The 13,922-nt window shown below is 34.4% G+C and carries 13 protein-coding genes; 10 read left to right on the top strand and 3 right to left on the bottom strand.

Translation table 11 applies throughout. The annotated features are described in order from the left end of the window. Positions 1 to 1,113: serine dehydratase subunit alpha family protein (locus tag SOY52_RS02835; RefSeq protein WP_320847469.1), on the top strand; the 1,113-nt coding region annotated here is incomplete at its 5' end. Positions 1,114 to 1,118: 5 nt separating this feature from the next. On the opposite strand, the gene SOY52_RS02830 is transcribed toward SOY52_RS02835, so the two are convergent. Then, the gene (locus SOY52_RS02830) at positions 1,119 to 1,760 is read right to left on the bottom strand and encodes a GntR family transcriptional regulator (RefSeq protein WP_276998942.1); all 642 of its coding nucleotides are present in this window, start codon (positions 1,758 to 1,760) and stop codon (positions 1,119 to 1,121) included. A 7-nt stretch (positions 1,761 to 1,767) separates the two neighbouring features. Further along, positions 1,768 to 2,985 (bottom strand): peptidase T, encoded by a 1,218-nt coding sequence (pepT, locus tag SOY52_RS02825; protein ID WP_320847468.1) that lies wholly within the window; start codon positions 2,983 to 2,985, stop codon positions 1,768 to 1,770. Between the two features lie 254 nt (positions 2,986 to 3,239). On the opposite strand from pepT, the gene SOY52_RS02820 reads away from it, so the two are divergent. Genes SOY52_RS02820 through SOY52_RS02790 form a run of 7 tightly spaced genes read left to right on the top strand, consistent with a single transcriptional unit; the run spans position 3,240 to position 11,082 of the window. Further along, positions 3,240 to 4,193: an ABC transporter permease gene (locus SOY52_RS02820; protein WP_320847467.1), complete on the top strand. Its 954-nt coding sequence runs from the start codon at positions 3,240 to 3,242 to the stop codon at positions 4,191 to 4,193. A gap of 8 nt (positions 4,194 to 4,201) precedes the next feature. After that, positions 4,202 to 5,083: an ABC transporter permease gene (locus tag SOY52_RS02815; RefSeq protein ID WP_276988539.1), complete on the top strand. Its 882-nt coding sequence runs from the start codon at positions 4,202 to 4,204 to the stop codon at positions 5,081 to 5,083. An 11-nt stretch (positions 5,084 to 5,094) separates the two neighbouring features. Next, positions 5,095 to 6,696 (top strand): peptide ABC transporter substrate-binding protein, encoded by a 1,602-nt coding sequence (locus tag SOY52_RS02810; protein ID WP_320847466.1) that lies wholly within the window; start codon positions 5,095 to 5,097, stop codon positions 6,694 to 6,696. 60 nt (positions 6,697 to 6,756) lie between these two features. After that, the gene (locus SOY52_RS02805; RefSeq protein ID WP_320847465.1) at positions 6,757 to 7,749 is read left to right on the top strand and encodes an ABC transporter ATP-binding protein; all 993 of its coding nucleotides are present in this window, start codon (positions 6,757 to 6,759) and stop codon (positions 7,747 to 7,749) included. Continuing rightward, positions 7,739 to 8,707 carry an ABC transporter ATP-binding protein gene (locus SOY52_RS02800; protein ID WP_206360937.1) on the top strand — a complete coding sequence of 323 codons (969 nt, stop codon included), beginning with the start codon at positions 7,739 to 7,741 and terminating at the stop codon, positions 8,705 to 8,707. Before SOY52_RS02805 ends, SOY52_RS02800 begins: the two co-directional genes overlap by 11 nt. Before the next feature lie 7 nt (positions 8,708 to 8,714). Next, the gene (locus SOY52_RS02795; protein WP_276988548.1) at positions 8,715 to 10,103 is read left to right on the top strand and encodes a Sapep family Mn(2+)-dependent dipeptidase; all 1,389 of its coding nucleotides are present in this window, start codon (positions 8,715 to 8,717) and stop codon (positions 10,101 to 10,103) included. Between the two features lie 16 nt (positions 10,104 to 10,119). Continuing rightward, entirely contained in the window at positions 10,120 to 11,082 is a 963-nt protein-coding gene (locus SOY52_RS02790; protein ID WP_320847464.1) for a uroporphyrinogen decarboxylase family protein, read from the top strand. Between the two features lie 2 nt (positions 11,083 to 11,084). Here SOY52_RS02790 and SOY52_RS02785 read toward each other — a convergent pair whose 3' ends face one another. Continuing rightward, complete coding sequence (locus SOY52_RS02785; protein WP_320847463.1) at positions 11,085 to 11,750, bottom strand: GntR family transcriptional regulator; 666 nt, start codon at positions 11,748 to 11,750, stop codon at positions 11,085 to 11,087. A gap of 233 nt (positions 11,751 to 11,983) precedes the next feature. Here SOY52_RS02785 and SOY52_RS02780 point away from each other — a divergent pair, with 233 nt between their 5' ends. Together SOY52_RS02780 and SOY52_RS02775 are read left to right on the top strand one after the other, a co-directional pair. After that, positions 11,984 to 12,868 (top strand): Rpn family recombination-promoting nuclease/putative transposase, encoded by an 885-nt coding sequence (locus SOY52_RS02780; RefSeq protein ID WP_320847462.1) that lies wholly within the window; start codon positions 11,984 to 11,986, stop codon positions 12,866 to 12,868. 146 nt (positions 12,869 to 13,014) lie between these two features. Further along, a partial coding sequence (locus SOY52_RS02775; RefSeq protein ID WP_320847461.1) for a sulfatase-like hydrolase/transferase occupies positions 13,015 to 13,922 on the top strand: 908 nt, incomplete at its 3' end.

Below are 13,922 nucleotides of genomic sequence, written 5' to 3'. Positions count from 1 at the left end.
ATTAAAAATGTCAAAGCTGTAGTAGTTCCAAATTGTGGTGGCATGAAGGGTATAGAGACTGCAGTTGTTGCTGGAATGCTCTTTGGTGATGCATCTAAAAATCTTGAGGTTCTTGAAAATATAGATGAGTCTAAGATTTCAGAGATAAAGAAGTATATTGAAACTCATGAAGTAAAGATTTCACTTTTAGATACTAATGCTAAGCTCCATTTTATCATTAAGATGTCATATGGAAGTGAAAGTGCTCTTATTGAAGTTGTCCATCAACACACTAATATCGTAAGAATTGAAAAAAATGGAGAAGTTATCTATAAGGAAGATTTCTCTGAAAATGATATCAATGATAACTTAACAGATCGCACATCTATGACAGTATCAGGGATAATTGATTTTGCTGAGAATATAGAACTAGAAAAGATTAAAGAAATAATAAAGCCCCAGATTGAATGCAATATTGCTATATGTAAGGAGGGGCTCTCAAATCAATGGGGAGCAGAGGTTGGAAAGACTATTATTGTTGATCCTTTTGTAAATGTTGCATCTGCAGCAGCTGCTACTGCAGCCGCTGGTAGCGATGCAAGAATGAGTGGTTGCTCTCTTCCGGTTATCATTAATTCTGGAAGTGGTAACCAAGGTATTACAGTATCAGTTCCAGTAATTGTATATGCTAATAGCAAAAATGTTGGAGAAGAAAAATTAATTAGAGCACTTGCACTTTCGAATTTATTAGCAATCCATCAAAAAACACTCATCGGACGACTTTCTGCTTATTGTGGCGTTGTATGTGCTGCATGTGGCTCAGGCGCTGCTATTACATGGCTTGATGGTGGTAGCGAGAAAGAAATTGATGATACAATTGTTAATACTCTTGCCACTATCTCGGGTATGATTTGCGATGGTGCAAAACCTTCCTGTGCTGGTAAAATAGCAGTAGCAGTAAATGCTGCTTACATCGCTCATGAAATGGCTATGAGAAATCGTGTTTACCATTCAGGCGAAGGTATCGTAAAGCAAAATGTTGAGGAAACGGTATCTGGAATTGGTGAAATAGCATCAAATGGAATGCGTGATACAGATAAAGTAATCTTAGACGTAATGCTTGATAATAATTAATATCATCAAAATGTATTAAAGCTACAAAGATAGTCGTTGATGTCGTTACATAATATTTTATTCGCTTCAACACTATCTTTATTTTTTAATGCATCTATTAATTTTCTATGCCAACGCATGTCTTCTCTATGGAGATTATTTTCCCATGACTCTCCATAGTATTGAGAAGCTCCCCTAAAGCATTGCTTCATTATTTTCTCTAATGTCTTAGTGTAGTATGAGTTACCACTCATAGCTGTTAATGTAAGATGGAATTCTTTATTTAAATTCCAATGAATGAAAGCATCCTGTTCCTTTTCTATCTCCTCTCCTTTTTTATATAACTCTTCCAGTTTATCTATATTTTTATCTGTTAGCTTGGGAAAATAAATTTCCATAGCAGCTTGTTCAATAATTAATCTAAGAGCAATAGCATCCTTAATACCCTTTATGCTTATAGGTTTTATCCTATAGCCAACTCTAGGAACGCTTTGCAATATTTCTTCATTGCAAAGCATTAATAGAGCCTCTCGAACAGGAGAACGTGATACCTGATATTTATTTAATAAACTCTTTTCAGTAATTATTGAACTTTGGTTGTAAACATTTCTAATAATGTCTTTGAGTATAGCTGTGTATACATACTCTGTTTTATCTGATATGTCCATTTTTTCCTCATGCCATTATTGAAGATAGTTTAAGTAGAATTTCAGTACACTTATCCATATCCTCTACACTTATATACTCATGTCTACTATGGCCATTTTGACAACCTGTTGGAAGGTTAGGGCAGGCAAGGCCCATAAATGATAAACGAGATCCATCGGTACCACCTCTAACAGCTTCTATTTGAGGTTCAATTCCAATAGATCTTATTGCCTCTAATGCCGAATCAATTAACTCTGGGTGTTTAATTACTTCTTCACCCATGTTTCTGTAGCCTTCTTCAATCTCAACCTTAACAGTATCTTGGCCATATTTATCACATATAAAGGTTGCTGCTTTTTTTATCATCTCTTCTCTTTGCAAAAGCTTTTTATAATCATGGTCACGAAGTATATATTTAAGAGTTGCCTCTTCAACATTGGCATTAATAGACATAAGGTGGTAGAAACCTTCTCTGTTTTCTGTTGTAGCAGGTATCTCATGTTGAGGAAGTAATGAATTGAATTCATTAGCGATTAAGCATGCATTTTTCATCTTCCATTTTGAATATCCAGGATGAACACTTCTACCCTTTATCTTTATAGTAGCTGTTGATCCATTAAATGTTTCATATTGGAATATTGATATATAACCTCCATCAACTGTATATCCTTTATTAACTTTAATTTTATTCATATCAATTTTATCAACACCATGTCCTACCTCTTCGTCTGGTGTAAATACAATTTGAATTAATGGATGCTTTCTAGATTTATCATTAATAAGAGTCTCAGCCATAGTCATTATTTCAGCAATTCCAGCCTTATCATCAGCACCTAATAAAGTATTCCCATCAGTTACGATTATGTGCTGGTTAATATGTTTTTCTAGATCTGGAAAATCTGATAGTTTTGTTACTATATTTTTTTCTTCATTTAATATGATATCTCCACCATTGTAATGAACTATATGTGGTTTAACATTTTTCCCTGTTACATCTGGAGAGGTATCCATGTGAGCAATTAAAGCAAAACCAGGCTTTTCTTCTAAACCTGTTGATGGATTAATTGTTCCATATACATATCCATTATCATCTAGGAAAGCATCATCAATTCCTATCTCTTTCATCTCTGTAACAAGATATTTAGCTAATTCAAGTTGCTTTAAAGTAGAAGGAAAAGTAGTAGAGTTTGTTTGAGACTCTGTATCAAAGGTTACATATTTTAAAAGGCGTTCAAATGGCTTCATTTATAGCATCTCCTATCAATAATAATGATGCTTGCATAAATAAATCAGAACAAAAGACAGATATAATTATTTGAGTTTAACATATATTTGTCAAGCTAAAAAATAAAGATTGTCTTTTATAGTAACAAATTAAACTATTTTAAAGAATTATAAACTTTTTGTTGACGGCTCTAATAATCCGAGTGATAATATCAGTGATATTGCAGTAATAATATCAGAAAAAGACAAACAGATTCTCCCTTTGGAGGTAAAAAATGGGCAAATATGTATTGAAGAGATTACTAGTTGCTATCCCAACTTTTTTGGGGATAACTATTCTTGTCTTCATTATTTCATGCCTTGCTCCAGGATCTCCACTTGAACTACTTCTTGCGGACCCGATGGCAACTGAGGCAGATCGTGCGGTTCTTGAGCATCAAATGGGACTTGATGACCCAATTGTTGTGCAGTATTTTAGGTGGCTTGGTAATATGTTAAGAGGTAATCTTGGAACATCCTATAGAACTAATCTTCCAGTATCACAAATGGTACTAGAGAGATTAGGGCCGACATTACTTTTAACTGTAATAAGTACAGTAATTGCTATCTTGATTGCAGTTCCACTTGGAATAATGAGTGCTTATAAGCCTTATTCTGCTTGGGATTATATTTCTAGTGGGCTTTCATTTGTTGGTGCATCAACTCCAACATTTTTTACAGGATTAATCTTAATTTATGTCTTTTCTGTAAAATTAGGAATACTTCCAATGGGTGGAATGTATGACTCAGGAACAAGAAGTATTTTGTCCTTAATGAAGCATTTAATTCTTCCAGCAGCTGTCTTAGCTATTTTTAATATTGGTTCAATTTTAAGACAGACTCGTGGAAGTATGCTTGAGGTATTCCAAGAAGATTTCATTAGAACTGCAAGAGCCAAAGGTCTTAAAGAAAGAATTGTTATCATAAAGCATGGACTTAGAAATGCACTTATTCCAGTTGTAACTGTACTTAGCACTATGATCCCTTTCCTCTTTGGTGGTGCTGTAGTTGCTGAACAAGTATTTGGATGGCCAGGACTAGGTAACTTGATGGTTCAGTCAATTAATGCACGTGACTATCCTGCAATTATGGGTATCACAGTTGTAATAGCTGTAGCAGTTTTGATTGGTAATGTTGTTGTTGATATTGTTTATGGATTTTTAGATCCAAAAATTAGAGAAAAGAGATAGGAGCTACTATGGAAAATAATAAAAATATTAAAGCAGACTCCTATTACAAGGACGTTGTAAAGAGATTTTTATCTCATAAACTTGCAATGGTAGGCCTTATAGTAATCATAATAGAGCTTATTTGCGTAATTTTGCTTCCTATTATCTTTAATATGGACCCATACACATCTGATCCTACAGCTTTTAATGCAGCTCCTAGTAAAGCACATTTTTTTGGCTGTGATGATTTAGGTAGAGATGTTTTTGCTCGTTTGATGTATGGAGGAAGAGTATCTCTTCAAGTCGGTTTACTTTCAGCAATTATCAGTATGATTGTAGGAATTCCTTTAGGCTTAATTGCTGGTTACTATGGCGGAATTTGGGAGACAATCATCATGCGTTTAGCTGATATCTTTATGTCATTCCCTTCAATGATATTAATTCTAGTACTAGTTGCTATATTTGGTCCCTCTGTTTGGACCGTTACATTAGTAATTGGTGTTTTAGGATGGACCGACTTTGCAAAGCTTATGTATGGTAATGTACTTACAGTAAGAAATAAAGAATATGTAGAGTCTGCTAAAGCAATTGGTACAAAGGATTTTAAAATATTAGTTTCATATATTATACCTAATGCTTTTACACCTGTATTAATTAACTTTACATTCAGAATGGCGCAAGCAATTATCCAGGAATCAGCATTAAGCTTCTTGGGTATGGGTGTTCAACCACCAATGGCTAGCTGGGGAAATATTCTCTATGCAGCTCAATCGATAGTTGTACTATCACATCGCCCATGGCTATGGATACCACCAGGTATTTTATTAGTTCTTACAGTTTGTAGCATCAACTTTATTGGCGATGGCTTACGTGATGCTCTTGATTCAAAAATGACAATAAAAAAGAAATAACGGAGGATAAAATGAAAAGATTATTTACACTTCTTCTTATTGCTTTTGTTGCTTTATCAGTAGTATTTGCTGGTGGAGCTCAAGAGTCAAAGACAACTTCTCAAGCTAAGACTGAGAAGGTAGTAACAATCGCACAAACAGGTAACTGGGATACATTCATGCCAATGAATACAACTAACCAGGGATCAGATAACCTTATTGATTTAATGTTTGAGCGTTTGATGGTTATCAAGACAGATGGAACATTTGATCCACGTCTTGCTTCAAGCTGGGAAACAAATGAAGCAAGTGATGTAATTACATATCACTTAAATCCAAATGCAAAGTGGACAGATGGTACACCTGTAACAGCTGAGGACGTAGTTTATTCTGCACAGGTTGCTTCATCTGCTGAATTTGCATATCCAAGACGCATTAGAATGCAGTACTTCAAAGGTACAGATGACTCAGGTATGGAATTAGCTCCAAATAGTATTGAAGTTATTGCAGTCGATGATCATACAGTACAGTTTAATTTAAAGTCTCCAATGGATCCTACAATCATATATGCATTAATCAATAGAGACTTCTATATTATACCTTCACATCTTTTGAAGGATATTCCAGATGATAAGCTTGCAACAGATAGCTTCTGGCAGAATCCTGTTAGTGATGGTCCATGTATCTTCGATAGCCAGATTGCTGGTGAAAGAGTAGAGTTCAAGGCTAACAAAGATTATTATCTTGGCGCACCAGATTTCGATAGACTCGTTTATCGTGTAGTTACAGCTCCAAATCTTCTCGCTGGATTAATGAGTGGTGAAATTGATGTAACCAGTGCTGATAGCTCAATTCCTCTCACAGACTGGGATGCGGCTAAGAGTGCTAAGAATATCGAAACTATGTCTCTTCCTTCATTTGGTTACCAGACAATGGTTGTTAATACACAGCACCTTCCTCAGGAAGTAAGACAAGCAATTAATATTGCTGTAAACAGAGATACTCTTGTACAGTCTCTATTACTTGGCGAAGGTAGACCAGTTATTGGACCACTCGTTGAGAACCATCCTTACTTCAACCAAGCAATGCTCCCAATCGAGTATAACCCAGAGAAGGCTGCTCAGATTATCAAGAATTCAGGATTTGATACTTCTAAGACATTAAAGATGCTTGTTTCAACAGGTAATACAATCAGACAGAACTCAGCTGTACTTATCCAACAGGATCTTCAGAAGATTGGTTTGAAAGTAGAAATACAGACTCTTGACTTCCCAACATTGCTAACAAACACAAGAAACGGAGATTTTGATTTTAGTTTCATCGGTTTCCAAGGTTCTATCGACCCAACTGAGAGTGTTCCAAACGTAACTGTTGGTTACCTTAACAACTTCTCTCAGCTTACAGATCCAACTCTTGGCGAAATTGGTATGAAGAGTTCTCTGTTAGCTAACCCAGCTGAAAGACATGAACTTATGGATCAATACCAGCTCCTTATTAAAGAGCAGGTTCCATATGTATACCTTTACTCTCAGAACCAGCTTGTTGCTCATACAACAAGAGTATCAAATATTCCAACTATCCCAGTTGATCTTAATACAAACAAGTGTGTTTGGCTCTGGAAGGTTCAGGACTGAACTATTATTTAATAATTGCCTGCTCTATATTGGGCAGGCTCTTAGAAATGAGGCGAAGATATGAGTAATGAAATATTAGAAGTTAAAGGACTTAAAACTGTATTTACAGGAAAGAAAGGTAAGGTTACTGCCGTCGATAAAATATCTTTTTCTGTTGAAAAGGGTAAATGTCTATGTATAGTAGGTGAATCAGGCTGTGGAAAAAGTGTTACCTCTCTTTCTATTCTTCGCTTGATTCCTAAGACTACTGGTACTATTGAGGAAGGTGAAATCCTATTTGATGGTGTCGATATTCTAAAGCTTGATGAAGATGGTATTAGAAAAATCAGAGGGAATAAGATTTCTATGATTTTCCAAGATTCTATGACAGGTTTAAATCCTGTAATGACAATTGGAAAACAAGTTATAGAGGCCATTAAAGTTCACTCGCCAAATATTGATAAAAAGGAACTTGAAAAAAAGGCTTTAAGCATCTTAACAGATGTTGGAATTCCTGAGCCTGCTAAGAGAATGAAGGAATATCCCCATCAGCTTTCAGGTGGCATGAGACAACGTGTTATGATTGCAATGGCACTCTCCGCAGGAAATAATGAACTCTTAATTGCTGATGAACCAACTACAGCATTGGATGTTACTATTCAAGCTCAGATTTTGAAGCTGATGAATAATTTAAAGAATGAGAATAATACCTCAATAATATTGATTACACATGATATGGGTGTAGTGGCTGAGATGGCTGATTATGTAATGGTTATGTATGCTGGAAAAGAGATGGAATATGCTGATGCAAAGAGTCTATTTGAAAGTCCATTACACCCATATACATCAGGGTTATTAAAATCTATTCCAAAACTATCAACAAATCCAAATGAAGAGCTTTTTACAATAAGTGGTAGCGTACCAAGCCTTACAGATATGCCAAAGGGGTGTAGATTCTCTACTAGATGCTCAGAGACTTGTAAGAAATGCTTTGAAAAAGAACCATCCCTTTTTGATTTGAATGGACATAAAGTAAGGTGCTGGAAATATGAGGAGCGAACAAATGGAAGATAAGACTCTTGTAAAAATTGAAAATCTTACAAAGAACTTCATTTCAAAGAAAAGTTTCTTTGGAAAGCCTCTAAGCTATGTACATGCAGTTGATAATGTATCTCTTGATATATTTAAAGGTGAAACTCTAGGTATAGTTGGTGAATCAGGTTGTGGTAAATCAACATTAGGCCGCTCTATTTTACGTTTAACGGAACCTACAAGTGGTAAAGTAATTTACGATAAAACTGATTTAGTTTCTCTATCAAAAGAAGATATGAGACAGATGCGTAAGCGTTTACAGCTTGTCTTCCAGGATCCTTATGCTTCATTAAATCCTCGTATGACAGTTAAAGATTTAATTAAAGCTCCCCTTGATGTTTTTAACATTGGAAATGAGAGTGAGAGGATGGAAAAGGTTTTTCAAATTATGAAGCAAGTTGGTTTAACTGAAGAGCAATTAAATCGTTATCCGCATGAATTCTCCGGAGGTCAAAGACAAAGAATAGTTATTGCAAGAGCAATTATTCTTGATCCTGAATTTGTAGTTTGTGATGAACCTGTTTCAGCTCTTGATGTTTCTGTTCGTTCTCAAGTATTAAATCTCTTAAATACCTTACAAAAAGAGAAAAACTTAACCTATATGTTTATCAGTCATGATTTATCTGTAGTTAAGTATATCAGCGATAGAATCGCTGTTATGTATTTAGGTAGAGTCGTAGAACTTGCAGAAAAGGATGAACTATACAGCCATGCAGCTCATCCATATACTAAGGCGCTTTTATCTGCTGTTCCTATAGCAGAAGTAGGAAGGAAAAGAGAAATCTCTGTCCTAGAAGGCGATGTGCCTTCTCCAATTAATCCACCTAAGGGTTGCTATTTTAATACTCGCTGTCCTTATGCGGATGAGAGATGTAGAAAAGAAAAACCAGAATTAAGAGATATTGGTTGTGGCCATATGTGTGCTTGCCACAAGGTATGAGGATGATATGGAATTTGATAAAAATTTAGAATCATTAATTGATTCTTGGATAGAAGAAAATAAAGAAAGCTATTTAAAGGATTTAGCTTCATTAATTGAGATTAAAAGTGTTTCAAAAGAAGATGAAGATGGATTTAAATATGGAAAGGGCTGTCATGATGTTTTAGTTAAAGCAAAAGAGATTGCATCATCCTATGGTTTTAACTGCGTAAATCCTGAGGATAAGTATCTACTTATAAAATATGGAAATACAAAAAATAAAAAGATTGGAATTTTTAACCATTTGGATGTAGTCCCTGAAGGCTCATCTTGGATTAATCCACCTTATAAATTGACATATAAAGATGGATTTGTAATTGGAAGAGGAGTTGCTGATAACAAAGGAGCTGCTATTGCATCACTCTATGCACTTAGATATTTGAAAGAACACTCTATTTCTTTAAACCATCCAGTAGAGCTTTTCTATGGAGCTGCTGAAGAAACAGGAATGGATGATATTGAGGCTTACAAAAAAAGTAATGAAGTCCCATATTTTTCTATAGTTCCTGATACTGATTTCCCCGTTTGCCATGGTGAAAAAGGAAATATGAGATTTACCCTTTCTAAAAAGGTTTCATCAGCTGTTTTAAATATGGAAGCTGGAGAAGTGATTAATGCCGTTCCAGCATATGCAACAGCAACCTTAAAGGGGTGTTATAGAATTGATGAAAAGAATATTGAGTGTGAATATATAGATTCAAATACTGTGATAAAAGCTTATGGAAAAGCTGGACATGCAGCTTTCCCGGAAGAGTCAGATAATGCAGTTAAAAATCTATTTTATGCTCTTTCTAAGCTAGACACAGGTGATGATGAATTAAATAAAACTTTCTCTATTTTTTATCAGTGTGTATCAAAGAGTTATGGTGAAGGACTTGGTATTGATATATCTGATGAACCATCAGGAAAACTCACATCAATGGGAACTATTTTAAGGTTTGATAATAATACTATTTATCTATCTTTTGATACAAGAACACCAGTTACCGTTTCTATCGATAGTGTTGATAACAAGATTAAAGAATTTGCTAGTAAGAATGGTATGTACTATAACCTTGAAAGCAGTTCTTCTCCATCATATACCGCTTTAGATAGCGATATTGTAAAGCTTTTATGTTCTATTGCTGAGCATATTCATAAAAAGGATTTTAAACCTTACACAATGGGAGGTGGAACATATTGTCGAAAGCTTCCATTTGCCCTTGGATTTGGTCCTGGTTTAAAAGATGCACCAAACCTATTTGAAGCTGGAAAGGGGCATGGACACCAAAGTGATGAGTGTATTCTTCTTTCTTTATTGTTAGCTGATATCAAAGCTGCAATTTTAGCATTAATAGGGATAGATAAGATTATTTAATTAAAGAGGAGTTTATATGACAAACAAAGAACGTGTAATAAATGCAATTGAAGGAAAAAGAGTTGATCATGTCCCAATGACATTCTCAATTCATTTCCCAAAGGAGGTTGCATTTGGTGATGCTGCTGTTAAATCACACTTAGATTTTTATAAAAATACTGGTGTTGATATTATGAAAATAATGAACGAAAACTTAGTCCCTCAGTTTGAGAAATACCATGGTATTTCATCTTGGGGTGAATTACCAAAACATACAGTGAAGGATGCTTTTATTCAGGCTCAGCTTGATTTAATAAAGAAAATCATCGACCAATCTCCAGATGAAACATTCTTCCTTGGAACCCTACATGGTACTTTAGCTTCAATGATTCACCCATTTGAGCCACAGATTGGATATGAAGAGGTAAGAATGGAGCATCTCAAATGCTTTAGAGAAAATAAAAAAGCATATACAGAAGCTGCAAAAATAATTACAGATACCATGATTATCTTAATTGAGGAAATGGCTAAACTTGGAGTTGATGGTGTTTACTATGCTTCCTTAGGCGCTGAAAAGCGTTATTTCACTGATCAAGAGTTTGAAGAAGCTATTGCTAGCTATGATAAAATAATGCTTAAAGCAATTAAAGATAATGGAATGTATAGCTTCTTACATATGTGTAAGGATGGCTTAGCCATGGATAGATATAGAAGCTATGCTGATTATGCTGATGTTGTTAACTGGGGCATTTATGAAGATACAAACCTTGATTTATTTGCTGGTAAAAAGCTTTTTCCTGGTAAAACTATTATGGGTGGGCTTGCTAATAGAAAGGGTGTAATTGTCGATGGAAGTAAAGAAGAACTTCAAAATACTGTAAAACAAATTGTAAAAGATTTTGGTAAAGAAAAATTTATTTTTGGTGCAGATTGCACACTTCCTACAGAAATCCCATATGAAAGATTAATGTGGATTAAAGAGGCTCTATCTGAGGTATAATTTCAGATAGAACCCATAGACTGGAGTGAAAGTGATATATACGATTTTAAATCTGAAATATCGGTTTTAAGTATTTTTATGCTTTCCTCCAGGTCTCTTTTTTCTAATGCTTCTATAAGCATTTCATGGTAAGGCATATTCCCTTTGTTATCACCTTCTTCCCAAAAGTTTTCATAGTAACCATAAACACCACGAAAACAGGTTTTCATTAGTGACATTAATGTTTGGGTAAAGTATTTATTATTGCTAAATGATGCAAGTGTAATATGGAACCTAACATTAAGCTCCCAATGTACATAAACATCCTTAACATCAACAATACTTTCTTTTTCTTGCTGCAATACTTTTAATGTATTAATTTTGTTTTCATTTATATTAGGGAAAGAGTATTCAAGTGCTTTCGTTTCAATTAATAATCTTAGTGTTAATGCATCAGATAAATCTTTCATACTTAGTTGAATAATTCTATAGCCAATTCTGGGTAAGCTTTCTAGAATTCCATCACTGCAAAGCTGTATTAATGCTTCTCTTACAGGTGATTTACTTAGATTATATTTATCAATTAGCATCTTTTCCGTTATTATGGATTGATGGCTGTATTGCCTTCTTATTATATCTGCAAAAACCGATTGATAGACCAATGTTTTCTTTTCGTTAGTATCTGTCATAATTCCTCTAAATCGATTTTAGAATAGAGTTTCTTATGTTGCAAGTTGTTATTATTGCCCAATAAAATTATATCCCTTATTTCTTAAGTGTAAGAATATTGTTTATTGCTTTTTAAATTATAATTGGCTTAAATACAACTCCTCTAATTCTATCCAAAACCCCAATTTGTAAAAATTTTAACTTTTTTCTCTATTATTAATAGAAGGTACTTCTAACTTCTAAAGGAGGCCTAATGGCACGAGAAGAAGATAGAATATGTAAAGAGTATTTTGACCAACCCGATAGATTTAGTGACTTAGTCAATTATACTCTTTACCAAGGTAGAGAGGTAACAAAACCAAGTGACTTCAAAGAGCTTGATCCCGTACGATCAGAGGTCTTTGGCCCTGATAACTCCTATGAGATTTTAATTGATAACCTGAAGGAATTATCATTAAAAGAAGATGATAGAAATATCTATGTAATGATTGGTTTAGAGTCTCAAGGCTACCATGATGAAACCATGGTAGTTAGAGCAATGAAAGCAAAGGCATTACTATATACCTATCAATTAAGAGAAAAGGTTAAACCTCTTAAACCTGTTATTATTATAGTGCTTAACTTAACTGGAGATAAATGGAAAAGTCCAGTAACGTTAAAGTCAATGTTTGAGAAAGAATACTTAGACAAGTTTGGCTATCTTATTGATGACGTCTCATATGTACTATTAGATGTTAAAGAAGATAGTGAAATTCCAAAAGGTTTACTGAAGACTGATTTAGAATTATTATTAAATTGTCTAAAGTATTCAAACAATAAGAAAAGGCTTGAAGAGTATATGGAACAAGAAGAGATGTTTAACTCACTTGAGGATTTAACCTTCAAGATACTTAATAAAACATCGTCTTTAGATACTAAATTTAAAAGTGAAGGAGGCAAGATAAAGATGTGGCCAGCTGTAAAACAGATGAAAGAAGAAAGCTTTAATAGTGGATATGATAAAGGAATCAATATAGGTAAGTTAGAACAATCAGAACACTTAGTTAATATTCACTTAATTAATGTTGAACAAGCCGCTATGAGTTTAAACCTTACAGTAGAAGAATATCTTGCTGCTGTAAAGAATCTTAAGAAATAACGAATTGAAGTTATGAAGTATCCTTCTTGAGTCTCCTATTGTTGGAGGCTTTTTTTCTTATTAAAATTTCTATACAAATATTTTCATTGACAGATAGATAATATGATTTGATAATAAATATACACACGAGTGTATAAGGAGTAGAAATGGAACCTAAAAGACAGATAGTTTTTCTTATGACAGATACTACTAGATGGGATATGGTAGGATGTTATGGCTATCCTGATATGAAGACACCTGAACTCGATAAACTTGCATCAGAAGGTGTCAGATATGATAAAGCATATTCTTGTCAACCTGTATGTGGACCTGCAAGAAGTGCAATATTTACAGGAAGATTCCCTCATTCAAACGGTAGCTTTACAAACTGCGTACCTCTTTGGGCAGGTGTAAAGACAATAGGGGAATACTTACAACCAAAAGGTATTAGTAGTGCTTATATAGGTAAGTGGCACCTTGATGGTGGTGATTATTTTGGTAATGGTGTTTGCCCAGCTGGTTATGATAAAGATTACTGGTATGATATGCGCTGTTATCTTGAAGAATTAAGTGAAGAAGATAGAAGAAAATCAAGAAAAGAAAGTGCATCATTAGAAAATGGGGGCATTGATGCATCCTTTACTTTCGCACATAGAATTGCTGATAGAGCAATTGATTTCCTTGAAAGAGATAAAGATAAAGACTTCTTCTTAGTAGTAAGTATGGATGAACCTCATCAGCCATATTTATGTCCAGAGCCTTATGCAAGTATGTATGAAGGCTATGAACTTCCTATTACTCCAAGTTATTTTGATACTCTTGAAGATAAGCCAGAGTTAGAGCGTCTTTGGGCTGGAGATAATCTTAAGGAAGATAAGTCAAAGCTAAAAATTAAGCCTCAACTATTCTTAGGCTGTAATAGCTTTGCGGACCATGAATTAGGAAGAGTAATTAACAAGGTTAGGGAAGTCGCACCAGATGCGATGATTATCTATACTTCAGATCACGGAGAAGCACTTGGTGCACATTCCTTGTCCCTCAAAGGACCAAGTGTATATGAAGAAATTGCCCATAT

It is taken from the genome of Bullifex sp. (assembly GCF_034103065.1).
Classification (GTDB): domain Bacteria; phylum Spirochaetota; class Spirochaetia; order Sphaerochaetales; family Sphaerochaetaceae; genus Bullifex.
The sequence above is the reverse complement of the archived record's forward strand: the minus strand, read 5'-3'. Positions and strand labels throughout refer to the sequence as shown.